The sequence below is a fragment of the Paraciimarium castrense LEGE 11436 genome (assembly GCF_056633055.1).
Map to the genome: position 1 here is coordinate 95,430 of NZ_JBSJOW010000006.1, position 26,701 is coordinate 122,130.

Below are 26,701 nucleotides of genomic sequence, written 5' to 3' on the forward strand. Positions count from 1 at the left end.
GGGGCCCGGATCAGCTCCTGGATCACTTCTGGCCGAACCGGGCCCGTGCCTCGGCGTAGAAGGCCCTATCCACTTGCCCCAGGCCAGCTTCAGCGGCCATGGCCTCAATGCGCCTGCGCACGGCAGGCCGCACAAAGAAGGGCACTTCCTTCAGGGCGGCCTCGGCCTCAGCTGTCCAGGGCATGGGGGCTGGCATCGGCCTTGGGGCCTGGGGTGTGATGCGGGTCAGCCTGCCAGGCAGCACCCATGAGCTGATGTCAAGGCAGATCTCTGCGCTGGCCTCAGAATGGAGAATAGGGGACTCGAACCCCTGACCTCTGCGGTGCGATCGCAGCGCTCTACCAGCTGAGCTAATTCCCCTCAGGGGGCCATTATCGCCCCAGCCCTTCCGCCTGCCAGCCCCTCCGCCATGGCCTCCCTGTCTGAGTCGATCACTCCGGAGCGGCTTGCCGCCTTTGACGAGGCCATGACCGCCGTGCTGGCCCAGCGCCTGGACGAAGACGATTACCCCACCCCCTTCGACGGCCTCTCGGACTGGCACCTGATGCGGGCCCTGGCGATCCACCGGCCCGAGCTGGCGCGCCCCTACGTGCACCTGGTGGACCAGGAGCCCTTTGATGAGGACTGAGGGGGAGGGCCTGCCCCAGCCCGACCGCGCGCCCTCCCCAGCCCCGCCTGCCGATCCCCTCTGCGGGCGTCAGATTCTGGTGGGAATCAGCGGCAGCATCGCGGCGGTCAAGCTGCCGCTGCTGGTGAGTGCCCTGGTGCAGCGGGGGGCTCAGGTGCGCTGTGTGCTCACCCCCAGCGCCGAGCGCCTGGTGAGCGCCGCATCCCTGGCCTGCCTCAGCCGCCAGCCCTGCTGCCTCGATGCCGATCAGTGGAGCCACCGGGCGCCCCGTCCCTTGCATGTGGAGCTGGCCGAGTGGGCGGAGCTGGTGCTGCTGGCTCCGCTCAGTGCCACCACCCTGGCCCGCTGGGTGCAGGGCCTTGGCGACACCCTGCTCGCCAGCACCCTGCTGGCTTGCGAAGCGCCCGTGCTGGCAGCCGCTGCCATGAACACCTCCATGTGGGCCTCGCCGGGGGTGCGGGCCAACTGGCAGGCCCTGCAGAGCTACCCCGCCGTGCTGCCCCTGGGCCCGGAGGACGGACTGCTGGCCTGCGACCGCCAGGGCCAGGGCCGCATGGCCGACCCCGAGCTGCTGCTGCTGGCGCTGGAATCCCTCGCCCTCTGGGGCCCGCAGCGTGACTGGCAGGACCGCGGGCTGCTGGTGAGTGCCGGCCCCACCCGCGAGCCCCTGGATCCGGCCCGCTGCCTCACCAATCCGAGCACGGGTCGCATGGGCGTGCTGCTGGCCCAGGCGGCCCGGCTGCGGGGGGCCCGGGTGGAGCTGGTGCATGGGCCGCTGGCTCTGCCGGCCGGCTGGCTGGAGGGCCTCAGCGCCGAGGCGGTGCTCACGGCGGCTGAGATGCGGGCGGCCCTGCTGGCGCGTCAGCCGGGGGCCGAGGCCGTGGCCATGGTGGCGGCCGTGGCCGACCACCGCCGCAGCGAGCCCATGCACACCAAGCTGGACAAGCAGGCCCTGGAGCAGGCCCTCGCCAGTGGTTGGGAACCGGTGCCGGATCTGCTGGCCGAACTGGTGAGCCGCCGGCCGCCGGGGCAGCGCATCCTCGGCTTCGCGGCCCAGACCGGCGATGTGCTCCCCCAGGCCCGGGCCAAGTTCGCGCGCAAGGGCTGCGATCTTCTGTTCGCCAACCCCATCGACCAGCCCGAGGCGGGCTTCGGCGGGCTCAGCACCAACGGCTGGCTACTCGGTCCAGATGATCGGGTGTGCGCTCTGCCGGCGGCCCGCAAGCTGGCCGTGGCCCACCAACTGCTCTCGGCCCTGGCGGCCTGAGCGGGCCCAGGCCAGGCTGATTCAGGCCACCAGGGCCTGGTCTGCAGTGCTGGCGGGAGCCCCAGGCTGGGCGGCCTCCTCCTCCGCAGCATCCACCTGCAGCAGGTCGATGAACGTGCGCAGTTGCAGACGGGGGATGTACGGCCAGCCGCCGCTCTGTTCCATGCGGCGCAGCAGGTTGAACAGCTGGTTGCGGTCGGCAGGCAGGCTGCTCCTGAAGGGCCCGTCCTGAATGCTGCGATGCAGCATCTCCAGCTGTCGCAGCAGGTCGAGCAGCTGCTGTGGATCGCCTTGGATCTCCTCGGCCAGGCTGGCGGTCTGGCCGAGCAGGCTGTCGAGCCGCTGTTGGCGTCCGTCTGTGAGGGTGGATGGCTGAGAGGCTGCCTCGGGAGCTTGCTGGGGCGCTGCCTGGGCGGTGGGCTGTGGTGTGGTGATCGGAACCTTCGGCTCTCGCATACAGGTTGTTGAGAGCCGCGACATCGTACGGGGAATCAGGGTTTTGCACCGGTAGGATCCGCCCCGGCCCAGTTACTGCCCACTCTCTGCGGCGTTCTCCCCATGCGTTTTCGTCCTCTGCTGGCCCTTGCGCTGGCGCTGTGTCTGACCCTGGTGACCGCCTGCAGCGGTGGGGCCAAGGCCGTGGATCGCGCCAATCTCACCTACGAAGACATCCACAACACCGGCCTTGCCAACGACTGCCCCACCCTGCCTGAATCGGCCCGCGGTTCGATCGCGCTGGATGCCGGCACCTCCTACCAGCTCAGGGAGATCTGCATGCACCCCGCGGAGGTGTTTGTGAAGGGCGAGCCCGCCAACAAGCGCCAGGAGGCCCAGTTCGTCGCCGGCAAGATCCTCACCCGCTTCACCACCAGCCTGGATCAGGTCTATGGCGACTTGAGCGTCAGCGGCGATTCCCTCAGCTTCAACGAGCAGGGCGGCCTCGACTTCCAGATCGTCACCGTGCTGCTGCCTGGCGGTGAGGAGGTGCCTTTCGTGTTCTCCAGCAAGCAGCTCAAGGCCACGGCCGATGGCGCCGCCATCAGCACCAGCACGGACTTCACCGGCACCTACCGGGTGCCCAGCTACCGCACCTCCAACTTCCTCGATCCCAAGGGTCGCGGTCTCACCACCGGCGTGGACTACACCCAGGGCCTGGTGGGCCTGGGAGCCGACGGTGATGGCCTTGAGCGCGAGAACATCAAGAGCTACGTGGATGGCACCGGCTCGATGGAGCTGGCGATCACCCGGGTGGATGCCAGCACCGGTGAGTTTGCCGGGGTGTTCACCGCCCTGCAGCCCTCCGACACCGACATGGGCTCAAAGGATCCCCTGGACGTGAAGATCACCGGTGAGGTCTACGGCCGTCTGGACCAGGGCTGATCCGGTCGGCCCGTGCCCCAGGCGCACCTGAGCGACCTACCCCAGAGGGGGGCCTGAGGGCCCCCTTTTTTGGTCCAGGCCGGTGGCACCAACTCCAGGCCTGGGCCCATCTGGGAGAATCCGACACCATCTACGCCGTCGTCCTGATGTCTCCCTCCACCCTGGCTGGCCTGATCGCGCCCCACGGAGGCACCCTGGTGGATCTGATGGTGCCCGCGGAGGAGCAGCAGGCCGTGCGTGCCGGGGTGGACCGGGTGCTCGAGTGCAGCGATCGCAACGCCTGCGACGTGGAGCTGCTGGTGGTGGGCGGCTTCTCGCCCCTGCGGGGCTTCATGCACCAGGAGGACTACGACGCAGTGGTGGCCGGCCATCGCACCACCAGCGGCCTGCTGTTCGGTCTGCCGATCGTGTTCGACACCGATGAGGAGAGCGTGGCCGTCGGCGAGCGGCTGCTGCTCACCTACCAGGGCCAGGACCTGGCCGTGCTCACGGTGGAGAGCAAGTGGGAGCCCGACAAGGCCCGCGAAGCCCAGGGCTGTTATGGCACCACCTCGATCGAGCACCCCGCCGTGCGCATGATCAGCGGCGAGCGCGGTCGCTTCTACCTCGGCGGCCGTCTGCAGGGGCTGGCCCTGCCAGAGCGGGTGTTCCCCTGCAAGACCCCGGCCGAGGTGCGCGCCACCCTGCCGGAGGGCCAGAGCGTGGTGGCCTTCCAGTGCCGCAACCCCATCCACCGCGCCCACTACGAGCTGTTCACGCGGGCCCTGGAGGCCGGCAACGTGAGCGACCAGGCTGCGGTGCTCGTGCACCCCACCTGCGGTCCCACCCAGGACGACGACATCGCCGGCGCGGTGCGCTTCCAGACCTATGAGCGCCTGGCAGCGGAGGTGAACAACCCCCGCATTCGCTGGGCCTACCTGCCCTACTCGATGCACATGGCGGGCCCCCGCGAGGCGCTGCAGCACATGATCATCCGCAAGAACTACGGCTGCACCCACTTCATCATCGGTCGGGACATGGCCGGCTGTAAGTCCAGCCTCAGCGGCAGCGATTTCTACGGCCCCTACCAGGCCCAGGACTTCGCCCGCGACAACGCCCCCGAACTGGGCATGGAGACGGTGCCCTCCCTCAACCTCGTCTACACCGAGGAGGAGGGCTATGTGACCGCGGAGCACGCCGAGGCCCGGGGGCTGCACATCCGCAAGCTGAGCGGCACCCAGTTCCGTCAGATGCTCCGAGGCGGAGAAGAGATCCCGGAATGGTTCGCCTTCCGTAGTGTGGTGGAGGTGCTGCGGGCTGCGGCCTGAGGCGCCGGCGCAACGGGCGGCTCCCCGCCGGTTAACATTCCGTTACTAAATCTCTCAGCTGAGGCGAGGCCGTGAACAAACGCTGGCGCAATGCGGGGCTTTACGTGCTCCTGGTGGTCGTGGTGATCGCCGTGGGCACCGCCTTCCTCGACCGACCGGATCCGGCCAACGCGCCGCGCACCCTGCGCTACAGCGACTTCGTGGAAGCCGTTCAGGACAACGAAGTGTCCCGGGTGCTGATCGCCCCCGACCGCGGCACCGCCCAGGTGGTGGAGAACGATGGCCGCCGCGCCGTGGTCAACCTGGCCCCCGACAAGGACCTGCTGAAGCTGCTCACGGACCACAACGTGGACATCGCGGTGCAGCCGAGCCGCGAGCCGGCCGCCTGGCAGCAGGCCGCCGGCAGCCTCATCTTCCCGTTGCTGCTGCTGGGGGGGTTGTTTTTCCTGCTGCGGCGCGCCCAGGGGGGTGGAGGCAACCCGGCCATGAGCTTTGGCAAGAGCAAGGCGCGGGTGCAGATGGAGCCCCAGACCCAGGTGACCTTCGGCGATGTGGCCGGCATCGAGGGCGCCAAGCTGGAGCTGACCGAAGTGGTCGACTTCCTCAAGAATCCGGATCGCTTCACCGCCGTCGGCGCCAAGATCCCCAAGGGTGTGTTGCTGGTGGGCCCCCCCGGCACCGGCAAGACGCTCCTGGCCAAGGCCGTGGCCGGCGAGGCCGGTGTGCCCTTCTTCTCGATCTCCGGTTCGGAATTCGTCGAGATGTTTGTGGGCGTGGGTGCCAGCCGGGTGCGCGATCTGTTTGAGCAGGCCAAGAAGAGTGCTCCCTGCATCGTCTTCATCGATGAGATCGACGCCGTGGGGCGTCAGCGCGGTGCTGGTCTCGGCGGCGGCAACGATGAGCGGGAGCAGACCCTCAACCAGCTGCTCACCGAGATGGATGGCTTCGAGGGCAACACAGGCATCATCATCGTGGCGGCCACCAACCGCCCCGACGTCCTCGATGCCGCGCTGCTGCGCCCGGGCCGCTTCGATCGTCAGGTGGTGGTGGATCGCCCCGATTACAGCGGTCGCCTCCAGATCCTTGAGGTGCATGCCCGTGGCAAGACCCTGGCCAAGGATGTGGACCTCGACAAAGTGGCTCGCCGCACCCCTGGCTTCACCGGAGCCGACCTGGCCAATCTGCTCAATGAGGCGGCGATTCTCGCGGCCCGACGCCAGCTCACCGAGGTGTCGATGGATGAAGTCAACGACGCGATCGAGCGGGTGATGGCCGGTCCGGAGAAGAAAGACCGGGTGATGAGCGAGAAGCGCAAGCGGCTGGTGGCGTATCACGAGTCGGGCCATGCCCTGGTGGGGGCCCTGATGCCCGATTACGACCCCGTGCAGAAGATCTCGATCATTCCCCGCGGCCAGGCCGGTGGCCTCACCTTCTTCACCCCCAGTGAGGAGCGGATGGAATCGGGGCTCTATTCCAGGGCCTATCTGCAGAACCAGATGGCCGTGGCCCTGGGCGGCCGCGTGGCCGAGGAACTGGTCTACGGCGATGATGAAGTCACCACCGGCGCCTCTAACGACCTGCAGCAGGTGGCCCGGGTGGCGCGCCAGATGGTCACCCGCTTCGGCATGAGTGAGCGCATCGGTCCGGTGGCCCTGGGCCGCAGCCAGGGCGGCATGTTCCTCGGCCGTGACATCGCCGCCGAGCGCGACTTCTCCGAAGACACCGCCGCCACCATCGATGAGGAGGTGAGCAAGCTGGTTGAAGATGCCTACCGCCGGGCCACCGAAGTCCTCAGCAACAACCGGGCCGTGCTCGATGAGCTGGCCGAGCTGCTGGTGGAGAAGGAAACCGTGGATGCCGAGCAGCTCCAGGAGCTGCTGCTACAGAGCGATGTGCGGGTGGCCGAGTACGTCTGAGCCCCTCGGCTGATCAGCCCTGTTGATCGCCTCCTTCCCCCCACTTCTCGATGCGCTGCGCCGCCAGCCCCTGCTGGTGGTGCTTCGTGCTGAGCAGCCCCTACAGCTTGAGCCGGCCTTGGGGGCTCTTGAGGCCATGGGGCTGGTCCACGTGGAGATCAGCTGGCAGCCCGACCCGGACTGGGCGCTCCAGTGCCGCGCGCTCCAGCAGGCCCACCCCCAGCTGCGGCTGGGGGCGGCGTCGCTCTGCAGCCTGGAGGCGATTCGGGCCACGGCTGCATCGGGGCTGGGCTACGGGGTGTCGCCCGTGCTGATTCCGGAGCTCTGGCAGGAGGCCTGCCGCCTGGAGCTGGCCCTGGTGCCCGGGGTGTTCACGCCCACCGAGGTGCTGCAGGCCAGGCAGCTGGGCTGCCCGGCCGTGAAGCTGTTTCCCGCGGCCACCCTTGGCTTGCAATACTGGAGCCGTCTGCGGGGCCCCCTGGCAGCTCTGCCGTTCTGCATCGCGGCCGGCGGCCTGGCCCCCCACGACGTGCGGCCCTGGCTGCAGGCTGGCGTCGATGCCGTGGCCCTGGGTGGCAGCCTCAATCAAGGTGGCGCCATGGCCGAGCTGAAGGCCCTGATCAGCGAGCTGCGCTCCCGCTCCGCCTCACCGCGTTCACGCTGACCCCGTTCACCACAGGCTGCACTGCCCCTGCTGGCGCAGCAGATGGTCGGCCAGCACCAGGGCCACCATCGCCTCCACCATCGGTACGGCCCTCGGCAGCACGCAGGGGTCGTGGCGTCCCTTGGCGGCCAGGGTGGTGGCGGCCCCGCTGGCATCGATGGTCTGCTGCTGCTTGCGGATCGTGGCGGTGGGCTTGAAGGCCACCCGGATCACGATCATTTCGCCGTTGCTGATCCCGCCCTGGATGCCGCCTGAATTGTTGGTGGCGGTGTGCAGGCTGCCGTCGTCCGTGGGCAGGAAGGCGTCGTTGTGCTCGCTGCCCTTCAGCAGGGTGCCCGCGAAGCCGGAGCCGATCTCGAAGCCCTTGGTGGCCGGCAGCGACATCACCGCCTTGGCCAGATCCGCCTCCAGCTTGTCGAACACGGGCATGCCCAGCCCCACCGGCGGTCGCCGCACCACGCACTCGATCACACCACCGCAGGAATCGCCCTCCCGGCCGATCGCCTCGATCCGCTCCACCATCTGCTCGGCGGCCACGGGGTCGGGGCAGCGCACGATGGTGGCCTCCACGTCGTCGAGGCTCACGCTGGTTGGGTCGATGCCATGGGCCTCGATGCTGTGGATCCGCTTCACCCAGGCCAGCACTTCGGTGCCGCAAGCCCTGGCCAGCAGTTGTTTGGCAACGGCCCCGGCCGCCACGCGGGCGATGGTTTCCCGGGCTGAGGCGCGGCCGCCGCCGCTGCGGGCCTGGATGCCGTACTTGGCCTGGTAGGTGGCGTCGGCGTGGGAGGGGCGGAAGGCCACCGCCATCTCCTTGTAATCCCCGGGGCGCTGGTCCTTGTTGCGCACCACCATGGCAATGGGCGTGCCGAGGGTCTGACCATCCAGCAGGCCGCTGAGAATCTCGACGCGGTCGTCTTCCTTGCGGGGGGTGGTGATCTTGCTCTGGCCGGGTTTGCGGCGATCGAGATCCCGCTGGATGTCCTCCACGGCGAGCACCAGCCGTGGCGGGCAGCCATCCACGATCACCCCCACGCCGCCACCGTGGGACTCGCCGAAGCTGCTGATGCGAAAGAGCTGGCCGAAGCTGCTGCCCATGGCTGCCACACAGTGCTGCGAGCGTAGGGGCTGGGCCTTGGCGACGGAAGTCATCGCCTCAAGGGTCAGCTGGTCCAACCATCAAAAAGCCCCCCTCTGACGAGGGGGGCAGAAGGGGATTCCGTCTGGTCTGGAGCTGTTCAAGGCTGAGACTCCCTGGTGAGCAAGCTCACAGGAAACCCCAACCCGTTCAGCTTCAGCCGATCGCCGGGGCGGTCAGAGCCACGGGGGTGGCTTCTGCAGCAGCCAGGTCGAGGGGGAAGTTGTGAGCGTTGCGCTCGTGCATCACTTCCATACCCAGGTTGGCGCGGTTCAGCACGTCGGCCCAGGTGTTCACCACACGGCCCTGGCCGTCGAGGATCGACTGGTTGAAGTTGAACCCGTTCAGGTTGAAGGCCATCGTGCTCACGCCCAGGGCGGTGAACCAGATGCCGATCACCGGCCAGGCAGCCAGGAAGAAGTGCAGGCTGCGGCTGTTGTTGAAGCTGGCGTATTGGAAGATCAGGCGACCGAAGTAACCGTGGGCAGCCACGATGTTGTAGGTCTCTTCCTCTTGGCCGAACTTGTAGCCGTAGTTCTGGCTCTCGCTCTCGGTGGTTTCACGCACCAGCGAGGAGGTCACCAGTGAGCCGTGCATGGCGGAGAACAGCGAGCCACCGAACACACCGGCCACACCCAGCATGTGGAAGGGGTGCATCAGGATGTTGTGCTCAGCCTGGAACACCAGCATGAAGTTGAAGGTGCCGCTGATGCCGAGGGGCATGCCGTCGGAGAAGGAGCCCTGACCGAAGGGGTACACCAGGAACACAGCCGAAGCGGCAGCCACGGGGGCGCTGTAGGCAACGCAGATCCAGGGGCGCATGCCCAGGCGGTAGGAGAGTTCCCACTCGCGACCCATGTAGCAGAAGATGCCGATCAGGAAGTGGAACACAACCAGCTGGTAAGGACCGCCGTTGTAGAGCCACTCGTCGAGGCTGGCAGCTTCCCAGATGGGATAGAAGTGCAGGCCGATGGCGTTGCTGGAGGGCACAACAGCACCGGAGATGATGTTGTTGCCGTAGATCAGCGAACCGGCGACCGGCTCACGGATGCCGTCGATGTCGACGGGGGGAGCGGCGATGAAAGCCACGATGTAGCAGATGGTCGCAGCCAGCAGGGTGGGGATCATCAGCACGCCGAACCAGCCCACGTAGAGGCGGTTGTTGGTGGAGGTGACCCACTCGCAGAACTGCGCCCAGCTGCTGGCGCCGGAGCGCTGCTGGAGAGTGGTGGTCATGAGAACAGGTGATGGGTGCTCGAAAGAGCAGGTAAGTAGGACGGCAGAAGCTCTCCTGGGCAAAGCCCGGAAGCAGGAACGGCCGCGGGACGGAACCCCGTCGCCGCTTAACGTAACAGAACGTTGCGGGGTTTGTGAAGAGGGGTTGAGTGTGGTGAACCGACCTTGCGCCTGGCGCTGGACCCCTGGGCGCTTCCGTTCGGGTGGCGGGCGATGAGGGGTCGATCAAAGCTGGTCACCTGGAGTCCGAGCGTCACCCTGGTGCCCACCTCCAGCTGCTTCAACCACTGCGGCTACTGCGGTTTCCGCCAGACGCCCGACCCACAGGATCCCCTGGCGGACGCCCTCACAGAGCCCGAAGCGCAGGCCAGCCTCGAGCGCCGCCCCGGGGCCCGGGAGGTGCTGCTGCTCAGCGGTGAGGTGGCCCCGCAGGCGCCCCAGCGCCGGCCATGGTTGGCTCTGCTGCTGCGCCTCAGCCGCCTGGCCCTGGCCAACGGCCGCCTGCCCCACACCAATGCCGGCCCCCTCTCGCTCCAAGAAATGGCGGCTCTGGGGCGCCTCAATCCCTCCATGGGCCTGATGCTCGAAGGTCTGGGCCCGGTCTGGCAGCGCTGGCATCGCCAGGCCCCCAGCAAGCGGCTGGAGCTGCGCCTGCTGCAGCTGGAGCAGGCCGGCCGCCTCGGCATCCCCTTCACCACCGGCCTCCTGCTCGGGGTGGGCGAGAGCCCCAGGGATCGGCGCCAGGCCCTGGAGTTGATCGCCCTGCTGCAGGCCACCTGGGGCCATGTGCAGGAGGTGATCCTGCAGCCCTACCGACCTCCCGGTCTGTCGCTGGCTGAGCTCGACCCGGCCCGCTGCGACGAACTGCTTGATCTGATCGGCGAGGCCCGCCACATCCTGCCGCCGGAGGTGCACCTGCAGCTGCCCCCCAACCTCTGGCCGCGACAGCGGCTGCTGGAGGCCCTCGAGGCCGGCATCGATGACCTCGGCGGCATCGACGGCGATCGGGATGTGATCAATCCCGCCTATGCCCAGCCCTCGCCTGAGGCGCTGACACGGCAGCTGGCGGCAGCCGGCTGGGAGCTGCGCCCGCGGCTGTGCGTGCACCGGCCCTGGCTGGATCGGTTGCCGTCGCCCCTGCGGCAGCGGGCGCAGGCCATGGCCCAGCAGCTCGATCGCCCTGGTTAGTGTCGCGCCATCGCAGACGAGAGTGACGGCCGTTGAGCACCACCAGTTCCCACAGGGTGCTGCTCGTGAGGCTGCCCTGCAATCCGATTTTTCCGATCGGCCCCGTCTATCTCGCCGACCATCTGCACAAGCAGTTCCCCGATCTGCCGCAGCGGTTTCTCGACTTGGCCGCACTGCCGGTGCTGGATGTGGAACGCATCCTGACCGCCGTGGTGGACAGTTTCCGCCCCACCGTGCTGGTGTTCTCCTGGCGTGACATCCAGATCTATGCCCCGGTGGATGGCCGCAGTGGCAACCCCCTGCAGCACTCCTTCGAGGTGTTCTACGCGCGCAATCCGCTCAAACGGCTGCGCGGAGCCCTGGGCGGCCTGGGCCTGATGCGGGCCTTCTACGCCGAGCTCTGGCGCAACCTGCGGCTGGTGCGGCAAGGGGTGAAGCGCGCCCGGCGCTATCAGCCCGAAGCCCGGGCCGTGATCGGTGGCGGTGCTGTGAGTGTGTTCTATGAGCAGCTCGGGCGTCAGCTGCCCGCCGGCACGGTGGTGTCGGTGGGTGAGGGCGAACCCCTGTTGGAGAAGTTGATCCGGGGCGACTGCCTGGCCGGGGAGCGCTGTTTTGTGGCCGGCGAGGAGCCCCGCCCGGGCCTGATCCATGAGCAGCCGGGCAGCCTGGAGAAAACGGCCTGCAACTACGACTACATCGCCTCGATCTGGCCCCAGCTCGACTGGTACCTCGAGGGGGGTGATTTCTACGTGGGCGTGCAGACCAAGCGGGGCTGCCCCCACAACTGCTGTTACTGCGTGTACACGGTGGTGGAGGGCAAGGCGGTGCGGGTGAATCCCGTTGAGGAGGTGATCGCTGAGATGCGGCAGCTCTACCGCCGCGGCGTGCGCGGCTTCTGGTTCACCGATGCCCAGTTCATCCCCGCCCGGCGCTACATCGAGGATGCCAAGGCGTTGCTGCGGGCGATTCAGGCTGAAGGCTGGGACGACATCCGCTGGGCCGCCTACATCCGCGCCGACAATCTTGATGCGGAACTGGCCGAGCTGATGGTGGCCACCGGCATGGAGTATTTCGAGATCGGCATCACCTCGGGATCCCAGGAACTGGTGCGCAAGATGCGCATGGGCTACAACCTGCGCACTGTGCTCGAGAGCTGCCGGCTGCTGGCTCGGGCAGGCTTCCGACACCATGTGTCCGTGAACTACTCGTTCAATGTGATCGATGAGCGCCCCGAAACCATCCGCCAGACCGTGGCCTATCACCGCGAGCTGGAGCGCATCTTCGGCGCCGACAAGGTGGAGCCGGCGATCTTCTTCATCGGCCTGCAGCCCCACACCCACCTGGAGCAGTACGGCTTCGAGCAGGGCCTGATCAAGCCGGGCTACAACCCGATGAGCATGATGCCGTGGACCGCCCGCAAGATGCTCTGGAATCCCGAGCCGATGGGCAGCACCTTCGGCCGCATCTGCCTGGAAGCGTTCGACCGCAATCCCGGCGACTTCGGCCGCACGGTGATGGACCTGCTGGAGCGTGATTACGGCCTGGCGCCCCTGGATGAGGCCCTCAGGGCTCCGGTGGAAGGCCGCCGCGCCCTGGCGAACGCGGTGCGTTGAAAGCCTGCGCGGCCAGAAACGGGGTCTTGAGCCGACTCCCTCCCTAGCTTGGAGCACCGCGATCCCGCTGCACGGTGCGTTACGAGTGGGTCGAGCAACATGCCGAGGAGGATTGCGGCGCCGCCTGCCTGGCTACCGTGGCCCGGCACCATGGCCGCCGGCTGGCCCTCTCCCGGGTGCGGGAACTGGTGGGCACCGGCACCCGGGGCACCACCCTGCTGGGTCTGCGCCGGGGGGCTGATGCTGTTGGTTTCCATGCCCGGGCCGTGCGGGCTGACGGGGCTCTGCTCGATCGCCTGGAGGCGTTGCCGCTGCCGGCGATCTGCCACTGGCAAGGCAACCACTGGGTGGTGCTGTACGGCCGGCAGGGTCGCAAGCTGGTGATTGCCGATCCGGCCGTCGGCATCCGCCGGCTGTCCCCTGAGGAGTTTCGGGAGGGCTGGGGCAACGGCGTGCTGCTGTTGCTGGAGCCAGACCTCAACCGGCTGCTGCAGCAGCCGCAGGAAGAGCGGCTGCCGTTCCTGCGCTTTCTGCGGCTGGCCTGGCCCTACCGGGGTCTGCTGCTGCAGGCCCTCGCCATCAACGTGGTGATCGGCCTGCTGGCACTGGCCATGCCGCTGCTGATGCAGCTGCTCACCGATGACGTGCTGGTGCGCCGGGACAACCAGCTGCTCACCAGCCTCGGCCTGGCGATGCTGTTTCTGTTTGTCTTCCGCAGCGTCATCAGCCTGATCCAGGGCCACATCGTGGGTCATTTCGCCCAGCGCCTTCAGCTGGGAATGGTGCTGGAATACGGCCACCGGCTGCTGCGGTTGCCGATGACCTATTTCGACAGCCATCGCAGCGGCGAGGTGGTGAGCCGGATCGGCGACATCAGCCGCATCAATGCCCTGATCAGCGATCTGGTGCTGGGCCTGCCCAGTGACTTCTTCATTGCCTCCATCTCGCTGGTGGTGATGCTGATCTACAGCCCGCCCCTCACGGCTGTGTCCCTGCTGGCCTTTGGCGTGCTGATCGCCTCTGGCCTGTTGTTCCTGCCGGCGCAATACGAAAAGAGCCGCCGCCTGATTGTGGAATCGGCTGAGAACCAGGGCTTTCTGGTGGAGATCTTCCGGGGTGCCCAGGTGCTCAAAACCACCGAGGCTTCGCCCCAGGCCTGGGACGAGTACCAGCGCAACTTCGGCAGCGTGGCCCACCTGCGCTGGGATGCCCTGCAGCTCTCGCTGTTCAGTGGCACCACCACAGGGTTGTTGTCACGCGTCACCACCCTGGCCCTGCTCTGGTATGGCAGCAGCTTCGTGATCTCGGGCCAGCTCTCGATCGGCCAACTGCTGGCCTTCAGCGGCATGAGCGGCAATGTGCTCGGCTTTCTGGAAGCCCTCGTCGACTTCACCGACGACTACCTCACGGCCAACGTCGTGATCCGGCGGCTGTCGGAGGTGCTGGAGGGCAGCCTCGAGGACCCGAAGGCCATGGACAAGCCGTGGGTGGCCCTGCCCCAGGCGTGTGAGATCGACTGCCGCAACCTCAGCTTCCACCATGCCGGCCGGCTGGATCTGCTCAGCAACCTCGATCTCATCCTGCCGGGGGGGCGCTGCACCGCCTTGATCGGCGAATCCGGCTGCGGCAAAAGCACCTTGGTGAAGCTGCTGGCCGGCCTCTATCCGCCCCAGAGCGGCTCCATCCACTACGGACCCTATGGCCGCCACGACATCTCGCTGGAATGCCTGCGACGCCAGGTGGTGCTGGTGCCCCAGGAGGCGCAGTTCTTCAATCGCACGATCTTCGAAAACTTTCGTTTTGCCTATCCGGATGTGAGCTTTGATCAGGTGGTGGCGGCCTGCGAGCAGGCCCTCGCCGATGAGTTCATCCGCGACCTGCCCGATGGCTACCAGACCGTGCTGGGCGAATTCGGGGCCAATCTTTCGGGCGGCCAACGCCAGCGCCTGGCGATCGCCCGCGCGCTTGTGTCTTCCCCCTCGGTGTTGATTCTGGATGAGTCCACCGCAGCACTGGATCCGGTGCTGGAGCGCCGCTTGATGGACAATCTGTTGGCGGCACGCCGGGGACTGACCACAGTGATGATCAGCCACCGTCCCAGCGTCATCCACCGCTGTGATTGGCTGGTCTATCTGGAGCGGGGCCAGGTCATGTCCCAGGGGCGCCCGCAGGACCTGCGCAGCAGCGAACCCCTCGCCCCCTTCCTGCTGCCGGCATGAGCGAGCATCCCGTCCGGGTGGCTGATGCCACCGAGAGCGAGCAGCTGCGGCCGGCCTCCGTTCAGGAGTTCCTGCCCTCGGTGCGTCCCTGGGTGCGCCTGGCCGGCGCCGTGCTGGTGGGCAGCTTTCTGGCCGGCGTGGCGCTGATGGCGGTGTGGCCCTACCGGGTGGTGGTGAGGGCCTCCGGTTCCGTGCGGCCCAGTGGCGAGACCAGCCTGGTGCACGCGCCGCGGGATGGGCGGGTGAGAGAGATCCGCATCCAGCCCAATCAGCAGGTGGAACCGGGTGAGGTGCTGGCGGTGATGGATCCCGCTGATCTGGAGGGCAGGGAGCTGAAGCTGCAGCAGGGCGGCATGTCTGTCGCCAACCAGCTGGCGGCGCAACGCAGGGAGAACACGGCTGCTCTGGAGGCGGCGCGACTGGAAGTGGAGAAGGCCCGGGCCAGCCTTGATCTGGCCCGTTCGGAGTACCAGCGCTACAGCCAGCTCGTCAGCAGTGGTGCCGCCTCCCGCGAGCAGATGGAGGAGAAGCGCGCCAGCCTGAGCGTGGCGGAATCCAACCTGGCCAAGGCCCAGCGGGATGTGGAGCAGCAGCAGTCCCGGGGAGAAAATGCCCTGGCGCGCCTGGGCCAGCAACAGAGCGAAAACCAGGCCGAACGGGCCCAGCTCAGCCGTGATCTCGGACGCCAGCTGATCAGGGCGCCGGTGGGTGGGGTGATCTTCTCCCTCGCCCTGCGCAACCCCCTCCAGGTGGTGACGGCCGGCCAGGAGCTGGCGCAGATCGCGCCCGAGGGAGCGCCGTTCCTGGCGAAGGTGCTGGTGTCGTCTTCGGACATCGCCAACGTGGAGGTGGGCCAGCGGGCCGATCTGCGCCTGGCGGGCTGCCCCTTCCCCGACTTCGGCACCCTGCGGGCCAAGGTGGTGTCCGTGGCTCCCGATGCGGCCGCGGCTGCTGCGGCCCCGGGCGGGGCGGCGGCCAGCGGCTATGCGGTGACGCTGCGCCCGGAGCAGACCGAGCTGCGCTCATCGTCCCGGAGCTGCGGGCTGCGGCTGGGCATGGACCTCACCGCTGACATCACCACCCGGGTCGAGACCGTGCTCCAGTTCCTGCTGCGCAAGACCAGGCTGCTGGTGGGGCTGTGATGGCCGGTGGCTCCATCGGCGTTCAGGCATGGTGAGGTCGGCGCTGGCTGTTGCCAGCCCAGCCCCCATGGGGTCGCAACAGCGCGGGTAAGAGCTTTCTTGCCGCTTTCCTGTCGTTTTCTTGCCAACCGGCTTCTAAATTTTGTCAGTTCAGTTGATCAGGCGAAACAGCCAGTGCACACAGAATCCACGCAAGATGTGACATTGCTGGGGCTCAATCTGCTTTCTGGAGCAGAGAGCTTCATTCACGATCTCAACCCAGAGGATGAAGCCGCCATCGCAGGCGGCAATCGCAGGCGCAGCCGTCTGCGCAGTCGCCGCAGCCGCCTGCGGAGTCGCCGCCGCAGCCGTCTGCGCAACCGCCGTAGCCGTCTGCGCAGCCGTCGCAGCCGCCTGCGCAGTCGCCGCAGGGGTTAGGAGGAAGGGTTGCCAGGCCTGCCCATGGCCTTCACGGCAGGAAAACGGTAAGAGAACTCTTACGGTTTTCCTGCCGTTCTCTTGCCGTTCAGCCGTTACATTCCATTCAGTCCAGCCAGGAAGGCCGGACAGGTGGAAAGCTCCGAAGGCTGCAGACCGCAGATCACAGAGCACTGATGATCTCGCGCCGCCAACCGTTCTCTCCATCGCTCAACCAACCCTGGCCCTTTGCCAGAACGGAGACATACCGCATGAACACCCAACCCACCACCGACCTTGCGTTGCTGGGCCTTGACCTGCTGCTGGGGCCAGACAGCTTCATCAGTGAGCTCACTCCTGAGGATGAGGCCTCGATCTCGGGCGGCCGCCGTCGCCGCAGCCGCAGCGGCATCAGCCGCCCCAGCCGCCCCAGCCGCCGCAGCCGTCCGACGCGCCGCCGCCGTCGCAGCCGCCCCAGCCGTCCCAGCCGCAGCTTCAGGCGCAATCGCAGGCGCCGTTGAGCAAGCCACTGACAGTAGGGGCCCCTCCCTGTCGTGAGCTTCAGACCCCGGGGCTGCTGGATGGCAGCCTCGGGGTTTTTCTATAGCCTTGATCAAGCCGCTTGGGGCTGGGGATGGTCGTTGACGTGGTGAGTCTGGGGACATGGTCGTTCGTTTGAATTCGGCGGGCATCCACGAGTATTTGATGCATCAGGGCCTGTGCGATTCAACGGATGTCGTTGAAGACGTTCAACAGTTGCTGGGCAAAAATCTGAATCTGCTGGTGCAGATCAGAAAGCATGATGCCCCACCTTCAAGCGCCAGTCAGTTGCTGATCAAGCAGGCGCCGATCGGCCGCACTGAGCTTCCCAGGCAGGATTTTGAAGAGGAATGGAGAATTCACCAGCTGCTGGCCTGCCACGAACAACTGCTGCCCTTGCAGGCCTTGCTGCCGGAGGGTCTCAAGTTTGATGCCGTCAATGCCATTCAGATCTTTCGATACCTTGGGCCCTATAGCGATCTGGGCGACTTCTATGACGATGCCGAGCAGTTTTCCACCAAGATTCCTGTGGCCATCGGTAGCGCCCTTGCCACGCTGCACCAGGCGACTTTTCAGCGCCAGGACTACCATCTGGAATTAGACCCAGAAAGCGCTGGACATGAGGCTGAACCACCTGACTTCCGTGACGAGCTTGAAAATCTGACTCCAGAGATCTTTCGGCAGATCTCGATTGATGGCTTGAAGTTCTACAGGCTGTATAACCGCTCAAAGGAGCTCTCAAAGGCCATTGCCGAGTTGGAGCATGACTACGAGCCATGCTGCCTGGTCCACCATGACTTGAAGTTCAGAAATATCTTGCTTCACGATGATTGGTTCCGCTGGCAGCCCCCGTCCTGCCTGCCTGCTGCTGTCGAGGCGTTGTGTCTGCCGGATGCACAGGGCCTTGTACGCCTGATTGATTGGGAGCAGTGGGCATGGGGAGACCCGGCCTTTGATGTTGGCGCCCTGGTGGCTGAGTATCTGCGGCTGTGGTTGAAGAGTCTGGTGCTCAGCCGCGATGTAGACCTGTCGGTGGCCTTGCAACTTGCTGCTGTGCCGCTGGACAGGCTTCAGCCCTCCCTCTCGGCTTTCATGCAGGCCTATCTGGCCCAGTTCCCGGGAATCCTGGCTGCGTTTCCGGCCTTTCCGGAACGGGTGCTTCGCTTCGCAGGCCTGGGTTTGATTGGAGCGATTCAGGATCGCCTGCACTATCGGGAGTCTTGTGGAAATCTGGAAATCGCGATGCTGCAGGTGGCCAGGTCATTGCTCTGCAATCCCGAAGCGGCCATGGTCACGGTGTTTGGCCGCAGCCATTTTTCACCTGACGACTTTCAACCTCCCGGCCCCGAGCCTGACCTTGAGCCTGACCTTGGTGACATCGGCAGCACTTCTTCTGCCGCCCGATCCCCTCAGCACACATTGGAGCCGCAGGCCGAGGTGCCTCAGCCTCACTGGCTGCAGCATGGCTCTGGCCAGGAGGCCCTCGCCGATCTGATCAGCAATGTTCGCATTGAGCCTCCATTGATTTGTCATCCGGGGTATCAGGACCTCGACCTGGTGCACCCAGGGGAGCCTGCGAGCACGGGAATGGATCAACGGCAGCATCGCTTGAGCAAGCTGCCCGAGCAGCTCCGCCAGGCCTATCTCGTTGGTCAAGTCAGAAACTACCTGCATGATATCTACTTCAGCGGAGAGCAGGAAAGGAAGAGCGCTGGCCCTGTGGTGACCAAGGAATTCAAGAACGATGCTGTATCTGGACTCAACGTGGATTACTTTCATCGAATCCAGCTGGCCAATGGCGGCAGCGGCTTCCTTGACCCCGACTGGATGGTCATTGGCTGGGATGATCATCGTGCCCAGGTCGAGAAGGATGGTCTGCGGCTTTGGGTTGATCCCAACGTTGATCTGGTGTTGCAAGACGGCTTGAAGGCAGGCTGCGGCAGTGCTGAGGGTGCGCCGGCGGCTGTGGGGACAATGGTGGTGTTGCGGTTGCCCAATGCCGTTTTGACGGAAGAGAGCTACAGCGCGATTGGCAATGCCGGAGAGCCAGCCCCCGATCAGGCTGGCATCACCATCTACTTCAATATCAATTCCGAAGGTGCACTTGTGCTGATGGATGTTCTGACCAAGGCCCTGAATCAGCGGGATTACCCCTTCGCTTTGACCATCCTCGCGGATCCTGAGTCCTACGGCAGATACAACAGTGCCACCTTGATAACTGAGGCTGCTAACTACCAAGAACTGCGCACGATTCTCTGCCAGCACCTGGTCAGACTGCAGCCCCATCTGAGCCATCCGATTCCCCTGTTCACCTGGCCTCTAGCCCCTGGCATCGGTCTGGCCGAATCCCCGCAGGGCCGGGATGACTTCGGTCTGGATCGGTGTCAGATCCTGGCCGAAGCCTTGATCCTGGCCGATGCCGGTCCCCAGTCCCGACGGCACGCCATCCAGGACAAGTTTGCCGAGCGCAAGCTGGACTGGCAGCGCCCCCACCTCAATCCTGGGTCAGACTCCCACTACCCACCGCTGCAGCCAGCGGCCCCAATCCAGGCTGAGAAGGTCCATCCCAACGAACCAGCGATCAGGATGCGATGCGAATTCTATTGATTGAAGATGATTCTGGGATTTCCAGGTTCATCCAGCAAGGACTGAACGAGGCTGGCTATGCTATCGATGTCGCCTCTGATGGCCCCGAAGGCGTGCGGTTTGCCGAGGCCGCTGACTACGATGCCGTCGTGCTGGATGTGCTGCTGCCCGGCCAGGATGGCTTGAGCGTCCTGAAGATCCTGCGCCAGCGCGGGCTTCAGACCCCTGTGCTGCTGCTGACGGCCCTCGATACCGTCGAAGACCGGGTGCTGGGTCTGGATGCAGGGGCTGATGACTACCTGACCAAACCATTTGATTTCACAGAGCTGCTGGCGCGCCTGCGGGCCTTGCTGAGGCGCCCGCCTCTGCATGCGGATGTTGTGCTCAAAGTGGGTGATCTGCAGATGGACACAGCCCACAGGATCGTCAAGCGGGATGAGCACCAGATTGATCTCAGCCCACGGGAGTACTCCCTGCTGGAATACCTGATGCGCAATGCAGATCACGTTCTCAGTCGCACTCAGATTGCCCAGCATGTCTGGAGTTTTGACTTCTATGGAGATTTCAAGGTTATTGATGTTTATGTTGGCTACCTCCGTAGGAAAATTGATCACCAGGGATCCCCTTCGCTGATCAGAACTGTTCGTGGCGTTGGCTATTCAATCAGTGCCAATGTTGAATCTTCCCCTGCCCAATGAGTTTGCGCTCTGATGCCATTCCTACTCATACCTAGATGATGAAGCAGCGAAAGCCCTGGCAAAGTCTGCGCCTGAGGCTGGTGGCCTGGTACAGCCTGCTCGCGGGTGTTTCGATGCTCGTTTCAGATGGGTACACTTATCTTGAGTTTCGACAGACCCTGCTCGCCCAGATTGACCGTTCGCTGGAAGTCAGCGCTATTCAGGCACGCAAAAATCTCGATGATGAGGTTGATGCCCTGGTGTTTGATCCTCGCCGTGACGCGCCGCTGCTTGCCTCCTTGCTTAATGATGCGGGCGTAGAAATCTATCTGATCAGCCTGGATGGTTCAGTCAAAGAGCAGTTTGGAGACTCGCTACCATCACTCAGCACATCAAACCTCAGACCTGGATATAATACTCTAGACAGATCTAGCGGGCGCTGGCGTATCTACACGAAAGAGCTTCTGAGCAATGCAGGTGAGCTCTCAGGGTGGCTGAAGGTGGCTCAGTCTCTCAAGCCTATGGACGCCACCTTGGCCAGGGTATTTCAGCGCAATCTCCTCAAGCTACCCATCCTGCTTGGCATGATTGCCCTTGGCGGTCTGTTCCTCGCTAACCGTGCCCTGCAGCCCATCGCCCAGATCACAAGAACGATTCAGCGTATCCGGGTGAGTGGTGATCTTGCCCAGCGCATTCACTACAAGAGCAGTGCGGATGATGAACTGGCGCGGCTGGCCACACTCTTTGACGGCATGCTGGATTCCATCCAGGCGACCTTTGAGCACGAGAGGCGCTTCACTGCAGATGCATCCCATGAGCTCCGCACCCCCCTGACGGCCATGAAGGGGCGGTTGCAGGTCACCCTGAGCCAACTCCGCACAGTAGAAACCTATGAGGAGACGCTCAAGGCGATTGGCCAGGAAGTGGACCGCTTGATCAGGCTCAGCAATGATCTGCTGCTGCTCTCTCGCCTGGAGCAGAATCACATCGGTGGACCGATGGAGCCGGTTGACTTGGGAACCCTACTGGCTGAATCGGCTGCCCAGATTCAACCCCTGGCTGATCTGCGCCAGCTTCAGCTGACCACGGACCTTGCCCCTGCACTTCAGATCCTGGGATTCCCTGACCATTTAATCCGCTTGTTTCTGAACCTCCTGGATAATGCTGTCAAGCACACTCCGGCTGCTGGTGAAGTCGGCTTGCAGGCACGCGCCACTGAGGCCGGCGTCCAGGTCATCCTTCGGGATACGGGCATCGGCATCCCGCCAGAGCACCTGCCCCACTTGTTTGAGCGCTTTTACCGCGTCGAAAAGTCCCGCTCCCGGGCCCTGGGTGGCACCGGCCTGGGCCTGGCCATTGCCCAGGAAATTGTTCTCCGCCATCACGGCCAGATCTCAGTGGCCAGTGAGCCTGGTGTGGGCACAACATTCACGATCACCTTCCCGCGGCATGGCGATCAACCCGTGGCCAAGCCATGAGACGCTTCCGGGCGGTGCGGCAGGCCCCACCGCCGAGGGCTTCATGACACCAGGCCTGAGCTCAGCGACCCAGGCTGTGGCCACGCCGTTGCTGGTAGAGCAGCAGCCCCAGCAGCCCCAGCCAGCCGATCGCGCCCCCCAGGGGATTGGTGCCTGAGGTCATTCCGCTGGGCCCGGCCCACCAGCCCGGCGCCTGGGCAGACACCGTCAGCAGCCCGTTCTGCAGCAGGAACCAGCCGCCCACCAGGCCGCCGTGCAGCGCCGCCGGCCCCCACAGCGCGCCCTTGCCCAGCTCCCGCTCCCTGGCCAGCACCACCCCCAGCAGGGTGAGGGCGCCCAGCAGGCTGAGGGCCAGCAGGCCGGGTTCCCGGTACCAGGGGTGCACCAGGCCGAACACCAGGGCCTGCGCCAGCAGCGCCCGATGACCGTTCAGCCGCAGCCGCAGCTCCCCCCAGAGCCAGCCGCGAAACAGCAGCTCCTCGGCCAGACCCACCCCGCAGGCCAGCAGCAGAGCATTGGCGAGCAGGCCAGCATCCGTTGCCCCCTGCCAGCGGGCCTGCTGGCTGAACAGCAGCGCCAGGCTCACCAGGAGCAGCAGGGCGATGGCCTTGGTCAGCCCCATGGCGATGCCGGCCAGCGCCTGGGCGGGGCTGACGGCCAGACCAAGGGTCCTCCAGGGCTGCGTCGCTCCCCAGGCGGTCCGCAGCCGCCAGGGCAGGGTGGCCAGCAGCAGGGCAAACGAGAGCGACACTCCGGCCAGGTCCACCTGGTCGGGGCGCCAGGCTGGGGCCACCCAGGCGAGGGGCCTGGAGAGCAGGAAGCCGGTGATGTAGAGCCCCGGCACGTAGAGCACCGTGCCCCACCAGCGCAGCATGGGTGCAGGCCCGGCTGGGCCTGGCGCCGCCATCAGGTTTCCGGTTCGAGGCTGCTGGTGAGCCCCTTGCCTTTGAGGGTTTCGCAGTAGAACTCCGCCGGCTCCAGATCGCACACGATCACCAGGCCCACGCCGGTGTTGTGGGCCTCCAGCATCACCGCGATCGCATCCTGCTCACTGAGCGAGGGCACCACCTGGCGCAGGGTGGTGACCACGTAGTCCATCGCGTTGACGGGGTCGTTGTGGAGCAGCACCTTGTAGCGGGGCGAGGGTTTGCGCACCCGCTGCGGTGCCTTCTCCATCACCGCGGCACCGCCGCTCTCGCGGCCCGGGGCCGCCGTGGCTGTGGTTCGCATGGCTGCCTCCTGGGTCACGACTGCTCTATTTAAGGACGGGATCACAGGCTGTGGATCCGCTGCATGGCCTCATCCACATTGGCGCGGCTGTTGAAGGCGGAGAGGCGGAAATAGCCCTCTCCGGCGGCGCCGAAACCGCTGCCGGGGGTGCCCACCACGTGGGCCTGGCTCAGCAGCTTGTCGAAGAAGCCCCACGAGTCGAGTCCGGCGGGCGTTTTGAGCCATACATAGGGCGCCTGCTCGCCGCCGAACACCTGCAGTCCGGCTGCCGTCAGCTCGCGCCGGATGATCGCGGCGTTCTCCATGTAGAAGGCCACCAGTGCCTTCACCTGGGCCTGCCCCTCGGCGGAATACACCGCCTCGGCCCCGCGCTGCACGATGTAGCTGACGCCGTTGAACTTGGTGCTCTGGCGCCGGTTCCACAGGCCCCACAGCTCCACCGCTTCGCCATTGGCTGCCTGGCCCATCAGCCCACGGGGCACCACCGTGAAGGCACAGCGGGTGCCGGTGAAGCCGGCGTTCTTGGAGAAGGAGCGGAACTCGATCGCGCACTCGCGGGCCCCTTCGATCTCGTAGATCGAATGGGGCAGCTCCGGATCCTGGATGAAGGCCTCGTAGGCGGCGTCGAACAGGATCAGGGCGCCGTGGGCGCGGGCGTAATCCACCCAGGCCTGCAGCTGCTGGTGGCTGGCCACCGCGCCGGTGGGGTTGTTGGGGAAGCAGAGATAGATCAGATCCACCGGTTCTGCGGGGATCTGGGCCGTGAAGCCGTTCTCGGCGTTGATCGGCAGGTAGGTGAGGCCGCCATAGCGGCCGCCGGCATCGGCCGCACCGGTGCGGCCCGCCATCACGTTGCTGTCCACATACACCGGATACACCGGATCGGTCACGGCGATGCGGTTGTCCGGCCCGAGGATGTCGAGGATGTTGCTGCTGTCGCACTTGGAGCCGTCGGAGACGAAGATCTCCTCGGCACTCACCTGGCAGCCGCGGGCCTGGAAGTCGTGGCGGGCGATCGCCTCGCGCAGCCAGCCATAGCCCTGTTCCGGGCCATAGCCATGGAAGCCCTCGGCGGTGCCCATGGCATCGATCGCCGCCTTCATGGCGTTGCGGCAGGCCTGCGGCAGCGGTTCGGTCACATCGCCGATGCCGAGGCGGATCAGGGCGGCATCGGGATGGGCTTCACCGAAGGCCTTCACCCTCCGGGCGATCTCTGGAAACAGGTACCCCGCCTTGAGCTTGAGGTAGTTGCCGTTGACCTGCACCACAGGGTTGCTGCCGAACTCCAGGCGGCATCCTGCTACGCCAGGTGGCTGTCGCGTGGTCCTGGGCTGCATACCATCGGGCCAGGCCTGCCCGCGCCACCATGACTGCCTCCTCGACTGTCGTGGCCGCGGCGACCGAGCCGATCGACTTCGACGCCCTGATCGACCTCTCGATCAGCAAGCCGGCCCGCTACCTCGGCAACGAGCTCGGCGTGGAGCCCCGCGACTGGCAGGCGGCCGCCGTGCGCTGGGCCCTCACCTACCCCGAGGTCTACGAGGTGGGGGCCAGCAACCTGGGCCACATCATTCTCTATTCCCTGCTCAACGCCGTTCCCGGCCAGCTCTGCGACCGCGCCTACCTGCCAGCGCCCGACCTGGCCGAGCGGCTGCGCCAGCGGCAGCAGGCTCTCTTCGCGGTGGAGAGCCGCCGCCCCCTGCCAGCCTTCGACATCCTCGGCTTCAGCCTCAGCTACGAGCTCGGCGGCACCAACATCCTCGAGATGCTGGACCTGGCCCGCTTGCCCCTGCGCGCCGACCAGCGCGGCGATCTGCCCCTGGGCCATCCCGGGGCGCCGCCCCTGATCTTCGCCGGTGGGCCAACGGCCACCAGCAACCCCGAGCCCTTCGCCGCCTTTTTCGACTTCATCGCCCTGGGCGATGGCGAGGAGCTGCTGCCGGAGATCGGCCTGGTGGTGGCCGAGGCCAAGGCGACCGGCCTCAGCCGCCGCGACACCCTGCGGGATCTGGCCCAGGTGCCGGGCGTGTACGTGCCCGCCCTCTACGGCCCGGGCCCCGATGGGGTGGCGATCGTGCCCCTGGAGCCCGGGCTGCCGGCGCGGATCCAGCGGCGCACCGCCACCCCCATGCCCCACTACGCCATGGGGCTGGTGCCCCACATCGAAACCGTTCACGACCGCCTCACGGTGGAGATCCGCCGGGGCTGCACCCGCGGCTGCCGCTTCTGCCAGCCGGGCATGCTCACCCGCCCGGCCCGGGATGTGGAGCCCGAGGCGGTGATCGAGGCGGTGGAGGAGGGGATGCGCCGCACCGGCTACAGCGATTTCTCCCTGCTCTCGCTCAGCTGCTCCGACTACCTGGCCCTGCCGGCGGTGGGGGTGGAGCTGCGCAACCGCCTGGCCGAGCAGAACGTGAGCCTCACCCTGCCCAGCCAGCGGGTGGATCGCTTCGACGACGACATCGCCCACATCCTCGGCGGCACCCGCAGGGCGGGGCTCACCTTTGCGCCGGAGGCCGGCAGCCAGCGCCTGCGCGACATCGTCAACAAGGGCCTCACCGACGCCGAGCTGCTGCGCGGCCTGCGCACGGCCATGCAGAACGGCTACCGCAAGGTGAAGCTCTACTTCATGATCGGCCTGCCTGGCGAGAGCGATGCGGATGTGCTCGGCATCGCCGACACCTGCCGCGCTCTGCAGGAGCAGTGCCGTGATCTGGGCCGCCTGGAGCTGAACCTCACGATCAGCACCTTCACGCCCAAGCCCCACACCCCGTTCCAGTGGCACAGCGTCAGCGGCGAGGAGCTGCGGCGTCGCCAGGGGCTGGTGCGCCAGGCCCTGGGCCAGCTGCGCGGCATCAAGACCAACACCACCGACCTGCGCCTCTCGGCGGTCGAAGACTTCGTGGGCCGGGGCGATCGGCGCCTGGCGCCGGTGATCGAGGCGGCCTGGCGGGCCGGCGCCGGCCTGGACGCCTGGTTTGAGTCGGCGGAGCGCAGCCATGCCGCCTGGACCGCTGCGATCGAGGCGGCGGGCCTGGGGGGCCGTTACCGCGCCCTGGAGATGGGGGCCTGGAGCGCCGCCGAGGCCCTCAGCCCCGATGATCTCGATGCCTTCTGCCGCCAGAGCCTGCCCTGGGATCACATCGACACCGGCGTCGACAAGCGTTGGCTCGCCGAAGACCTGCAGCGGGCCCTGGCCGCCACCGTGGTGCCGGACTGCTCCTTCGAGGGCTGCAGCAGCTGCGGGGTGTGCGGTCCGGAGCTGGGCCACAACGTGGTGATCCCGGCGCCTCCGGTGCCACCCCAGCTGCCGCCGCGGGCCCCCGCCTCGGAGCGGGTGCAGCGGCTGCGCTTCGGCTTCGCCAAGACCGGCAGCCTCGCTCTGATCAGCCACCTCGACACCCTGCGGCTGCTGGAGCGGGCCCTGCGCCGCAGCGGCCTGCCGGTGAGCTTCAGCGGGGGCTTCCATCCGCTGCCACGGCTGCAGCTGGCCCTGGCGCTGCCGCTTGGGGTGGCGGGCCTGGGCGAATGGCTCGACCTCGAGTTCACCGAGCGGCTGGATCCCGCTGAAGCGCGGCTGCGGCTGCAGCGGCAGTTGCCGGGCACGTTGCAGCTGCTCTCGGTGGCCGAGGTGCCCAGCTTCGGCCCCAGCCTCTCCCAGGAGCTGGAGGCCTCCCACTGGCGGCTGGAGCTGCGGCCGCCGGCGGGGGTGGCGCTGCCCGGCCCGGAGCGCTGGCAGCAGGCGATCGCAGCGGTGCTCGGCGCCGACAGCCTGCCCTGGCATGACACCGACAAGAAGGGTCGGCCCCGCAGCCGCGACTGCCGGCCCGTGCTGCGCGATCTGCGCTGGCTCTCCCCCCAACCCGCTGATGCCGCCAGCGCTGGCTCGGCCTGGTTCGAGCTCGAGGCGGCCATCGATGCCAGCGGCCGCAGCCTGAGGCCGGCCCAGCTGGCCCACTGGCTGGCAGAACCGCTGGGGATGCCCCTCAGCTGCGGGGCCATGCAGCGCACGGCCCTGACGCTGCGCAGCCCGATCGCCTGAAAGCAGGGCCAGGCCCAGTCAAAATCGTGCAGGGGCCCATGCTAATTTGCAGCC

The 26,701-nt window shown here is 66.5% G+C and carries 22 protein-coding genes and 1 tRNA gene; 15 read left to right on the forward strand and 8 right to left on the reverse strand.

Annotation, left to right across the window (positions count from 1 at the left end; genetic code table 11):
* Nucleotides 1-22: 22 nt before the first annotated feature.
* Together ACWJIO_RS10325 and ACWJIO_RS10330 are read right to left on the reverse strand one after the other, a co-directional pair.
* Nucleotides 23-196 carry a PCP reductase family protein gene (locus tag ACWJIO_RS10325; protein ID WP_480313270.1) on the reverse strand — a complete coding sequence of 58 codons (174 nt, stop codon included), beginning with the start codon at nucleotides 194-196 and terminating at the stop codon, nucleotides 23-25.
* A gap of 91 nt (nucleotides 197-287) precedes the next feature.
* Nucleotides 288-360: transfer RNA gene (locus ACWJIO_RS10330), tRNA-Ala, on the reverse strand.
* A 49-nt stretch (nucleotides 361-409) separates the two neighbouring features.
* On the opposite strand from ACWJIO_RS10330, the gene isiD reads away from it, so the two are divergent.
* Both isiD and coaBC read left to right on the forward strand, forming a co-directional pair.
* Entirely contained in the window at nucleotides 410-628 is a 219-nt protein-coding gene (isiD, locus tag ACWJIO_RS10335; RefSeq protein WP_186697349.1) for a protein IsiD, read from the forward strand.
* Nucleotides 618-1,895, forward strand: coding sequence for a bifunctional phosphopantothenoylcysteine decarboxylase/phosphopantothenate--cysteine ligase CoaBC (coaBC, locus tag ACWJIO_RS10340; protein ID WP_480313271.1), 1,278 nt, complete (start codon nucleotides 618-620; stop codon nucleotides 1,893-1,895). Before isiD ends, coaBC begins: the two co-directional genes overlap by 11 nt.
* A 21-nt stretch (nucleotides 1,896-1,916) precedes the next feature.
* Here the strand turns inward: coaBC and ACWJIO_RS10345 are convergent, their stop codons facing one another.
* On the reverse strand, nucleotides 1,917-2,351 hold the full coding sequence (locus ACWJIO_RS10345; RefSeq protein ID WP_480313272.1) for a hypothetical protein: 435 nt from the start codon (nucleotides 2,349-2,351) through the stop codon (nucleotides 1,917-1,919).
* Nucleotides 2,352-2,453: 102 nt separating this feature from the next.
* Between ACWJIO_RS10345 and psbO the strand changes: the two genes are divergently transcribed.
* From psbO to ACWJIO_RS10365, 4 genes are all read left to right on the forward strand, one after another.
* Nucleotides 2,454-3,275, forward strand: a complete 822-nt coding sequence (gene psbO, locus ACWJIO_RS10350; protein WP_480313273.1) for a photosystem II manganese-stabilizing polypeptide — start codon at nucleotides 2,454-2,456, stop codon at nucleotides 3,273-3,275.
* Nucleotides 3,276-3,421: 146 nt separating this feature from the next.
* Nucleotides 3,422-4,582, forward strand: coding sequence for a sulfate adenylyltransferase (gene sat / locus ACWJIO_RS10355; RefSeq protein ID WP_480313274.1), 1,161 nt, complete (start codon nucleotides 3,422-3,424; stop codon nucleotides 4,580-4,582).
* A 71-nt stretch (nucleotides 4,583-4,653) separates the two neighbouring features.
* Nucleotides 4,654-6,498, forward strand: coding sequence for an ATP-dependent zinc metalloprotease FtsH3 (gene ftsH3, locus ACWJIO_RS10360; protein ID WP_480313275.1), 1,845 nt, complete (start codon nucleotides 4,654-4,656; stop codon nucleotides 6,496-6,498).
* Between the two features lie 22 nt (nucleotides 6,499-6,520).
* Entirely contained in the window at nucleotides 6,521-7,162 is a 642-nt protein-coding gene (locus ACWJIO_RS10365) for a bifunctional 4-hydroxy-2-oxoglutarate aldolase/2-dehydro-3-deoxy-phosphogluconate aldolase (RefSeq protein WP_480313276.1), read from the forward strand.
* 6 nt (nucleotides 7,163-7,168) lie between these two features.
* Here the strand turns inward: ACWJIO_RS10365 and aroC are convergent, their stop codons facing one another.
* Nucleotides 7,169-8,260 carry a chorismate synthase gene (aroC, locus tag ACWJIO_RS10370; RefSeq protein ID WP_480313384.1) on the reverse strand — a complete coding sequence of 364 codons (1,092 nt, stop codon included), beginning with the start codon at nucleotides 8,258-8,260 and terminating at the stop codon, nucleotides 7,169-7,171.
* Nucleotides 8,261-8,456: 196 nt separating this feature from the next.
* Complete coding sequence (gene psbA, locus ACWJIO_RS10375; protein WP_186697343.1) at nucleotides 8,457-9,536, reverse strand: photosystem II q(b) protein; 1,080 nt, start codon at nucleotides 9,534-9,536, stop codon at nucleotides 8,457-8,459.
* Between the two features lie 213 nt (nucleotides 9,537-9,749).
* On the opposite strand from psbA, the gene cofG reads away from it, so the two are divergent.
* From cofG to ACWJIO_RS10415, 8 genes are all read left to right on the forward strand, one after another.
* Nucleotides 9,750-10,724, forward strand: coding sequence for a 7,8-didemethyl-8-hydroxy-5-deazariboflavin synthase subunit CofG (gene cofG / locus ACWJIO_RS10380; RefSeq protein ID WP_480313277.1), 975 nt, complete (start codon nucleotides 9,750-9,752; stop codon nucleotides 10,722-10,724).
* 32 nt (nucleotides 10,725-10,756) lie between these two features.
* Complete coding sequence (locus tag ACWJIO_RS10385; protein ID WP_480313278.1) at nucleotides 10,757-12,337, forward strand: photosystem II high light acclimation radical SAM protein; 1,581 nt, start codon at nucleotides 10,757-10,759, stop codon at nucleotides 12,335-12,337.
* 74 nt (nucleotides 12,338-12,411) lie between these two features.
* The gene (locus tag ACWJIO_RS10390) at nucleotides 12,412-14,556 is read left to right on the forward strand and encodes a peptidase domain-containing ABC transporter (RefSeq protein ID WP_480313279.1); all 2,145 of its coding nucleotides are present in this window, start codon (nucleotides 12,412-12,414) and stop codon (nucleotides 14,554-14,556) included.
* Nucleotides 14,553-15,698: an HlyD family secretion protein gene (locus ACWJIO_RS10395; RefSeq protein ID WP_480313280.1), complete on the forward strand. Its 1,146-nt coding sequence runs from the start codon at nucleotides 14,553-14,555 to the stop codon at nucleotides 15,696-15,698. The genes ACWJIO_RS10390 and ACWJIO_RS10395 overlap by 4 nt, the downstream gene beginning before the upstream one ends.
* Before the next feature lie 668 nt (nucleotides 15,699-16,366).
* Nucleotides 16,367-16,615, forward strand: coding sequence for a hypothetical protein (locus ACWJIO_RS10400; protein ID WP_480313281.1), 249 nt, complete (start codon nucleotides 16,367-16,369; stop codon nucleotides 16,613-16,615).
* A gap of 142 nt (nucleotides 16,616-16,757) precedes the next feature.
* On the forward strand, nucleotides 16,758-19,241 hold the full coding sequence (locus ACWJIO_RS10405; protein WP_480313282.1) for a T3SS effector HopA1 family protein: 2,484 nt from the start codon (nucleotides 16,758-16,760) through the stop codon (nucleotides 19,239-19,241).
* On the forward strand, nucleotides 19,226-19,918 hold the full coding sequence (locus tag ACWJIO_RS10410) for a response regulator (RefSeq protein ID WP_480313283.1): 693 nt from the start codon (nucleotides 19,226-19,228) through the stop codon (nucleotides 19,916-19,918). Before ACWJIO_RS10405 ends, ACWJIO_RS10410 begins: the two co-directional genes overlap by 16 nt.
* A gap of 38 nt (nucleotides 19,919-19,956) precedes the next feature.
* Nucleotides 19,957-21,375 carry a sensor histidine kinase gene (locus tag ACWJIO_RS10415; RefSeq protein WP_480313284.1) on the forward strand — a complete coding sequence of 473 codons (1,419 nt, stop codon included), beginning with the start codon at nucleotides 19,957-19,959 and terminating at the stop codon, nucleotides 21,373-21,375.
* A 61-nt stretch (nucleotides 21,376-21,436) separates the two neighbouring features.
* On the opposite strand, the gene ACWJIO_RS10420 is transcribed toward ACWJIO_RS10415, so the two are convergent.
* Genes ACWJIO_RS10420 through ACWJIO_RS10430 form a run of 3 tightly spaced genes read right to left on the reverse strand, consistent with a single transcriptional unit; the run spans nucleotide 21,437 to nucleotide 23,873 of the window.
* Complete coding sequence (locus ACWJIO_RS10420; protein ID WP_480313285.1) at nucleotides 21,437-22,249, reverse strand: CPBP family intramembrane glutamic endopeptidase; 813 nt, start codon at nucleotides 22,247-22,249, stop codon at nucleotides 21,437-21,439.
* 32 nt (nucleotides 22,250-22,281) lie between these two features.
* On the reverse strand, nucleotides 22,282-22,605 hold the full coding sequence (gene clpS, locus ACWJIO_RS10425; RefSeq protein ID WP_186697336.1) for an ATP-dependent Clp protease adapter ClpS: 324 nt from the start codon (nucleotides 22,603-22,605) through the stop codon (nucleotides 22,282-22,284).
* A gap of 41 nt (nucleotides 22,606-22,646) precedes the next feature.
* Nucleotides 22,647-23,873, reverse strand: coding sequence for an LL-diaminopimelate aminotransferase (locus ACWJIO_RS10430; RefSeq protein WP_480313286.1), 1,227 nt, complete (start codon nucleotides 23,871-23,873; stop codon nucleotides 22,647-22,649).
* A gap of 98 nt (nucleotides 23,874-23,971) precedes the next feature.
* Between ACWJIO_RS10430 and ACWJIO_RS10435 the strand changes: the two genes are divergently transcribed.
* Nucleotides 23,972-26,647, forward strand: a complete 2,676-nt coding sequence (locus ACWJIO_RS10435; protein WP_480313287.1) for a TIGR03960 family B12-binding radical SAM protein — start codon at nucleotides 23,972-23,974, stop codon at nucleotides 26,645-26,647.
* The last annotated feature ends 54 nt before the right edge of the window (nucleotides 26,648-26,701 follow it).

Excerpts from the sequence above, each read along its gene's own strand:
- ACWJIO_RS10325 (WP_480313270.1), bottom strand. The coding sequence starts at position 196 with ATGCCAGCCCCCATGCCCTGGACAGCTGAGGCCGAGGCCGCCCTGAAG.
- isiD (WP_186697349.1), top strand. The coding sequence starts at position 410 with ATGGCCTCCCTGTCTGAGTCGATCACTCCGGAGCGGCTTGCCGCCTTT.
- coaBC (WP_480313271.1), top strand. The coding sequence starts at position 618 with ATGAGGACTGAGGGGGAGGGCCTGCCCCAGCCCGACCGCGCGCCCTCC.
- ACWJIO_RS10345 (WP_480313272.1), bottom strand. The coding sequence starts at position 2,351 with ATGCGAGAGCCGAAGGTTCCGATCACCACACCACAGCCCACCGCCCAG.
- psbO (WP_480313273.1), top strand. The coding sequence starts at position 2,454 with ATGCGTTTTCGTCCTCTGCTGGCCCTTGCGCTGGCGCTGTGTCTGACC.
- sat (WP_480313274.1), top strand. The coding sequence starts at position 3,422 with ATGTCTCCCTCCACCCTGGCTGGCCTGATCGCGCCCCACGGAGGCACC.
- aroC (WP_480313384.1), bottom strand. The coding sequence starts at position 8,260 with ATGGGCAGCAGCTTCGGCCAGCTCTTTCGCATCAGCAGCTTCGGCGAG.
- psbA (WP_186697343.1), bottom strand. The coding sequence starts at position 9,536 with ATGACCACCACTCTCCAGCAGCGCTCCGGCGCCAGCAGCTGGGCGCAG.
- cofG (WP_480313277.1), top strand. The coding sequence starts at position 9,750 with ATGAGGGGTCGATCAAAGCTGGTCACCTGGAGTCCGAGCGTCACCCTG.
- ACWJIO_RS10395 (WP_480313280.1), top strand. The coding sequence starts at position 14,553 with ATGAGCGAGCATCCCGTCCGGGTGGCTGATGCCACCGAGAGCGAGCAG.
- ACWJIO_RS10400 (WP_480313281.1), top strand. The coding sequence starts at position 16,367 with ATGAACACCCAACCCACCACCGACCTTGCGTTGCTGGGCCTTGACCTG.
- ACWJIO_RS10405 (WP_480313282.1), top strand. The coding sequence starts at position 16,758 with ATGGTCGTTCGTTTGAATTCGGCGGGCATCCACGAGTATTTGATGCAT.
- ACWJIO_RS10410 (WP_480313283.1), top strand. The coding sequence starts at position 19,226 with ATGCGAATTCTATTGATTGAAGATGATTCTGGGATTTCCAGGTTCATC.
- ACWJIO_RS10415 (WP_480313284.1), top strand. The coding sequence starts at position 19,957 with ATGAAGCAGCGAAAGCCCTGGCAAAGTCTGCGCCTGAGGCTGGTGGCC.
- ACWJIO_RS10420 (WP_480313285.1), bottom strand. The coding sequence starts at position 22,249 with ATGCTGCGCTGGTGGGGCACGGTGCTCTACGTGCCGGGGCTCTACATC.
- clpS (WP_186697336.1), bottom strand. The coding sequence starts at position 22,605 with ATGCGAACCACAGCCACGGCGGCCCCGGGCCGCGAGAGCGGCGGTGCC.
- ACWJIO_RS10435 (WP_480313287.1), top strand. The coding sequence starts at position 23,972 with ATGACTGCCTCCTCGACTGTCGTGGCCGCGGCGACCGAGCCGATCGAC.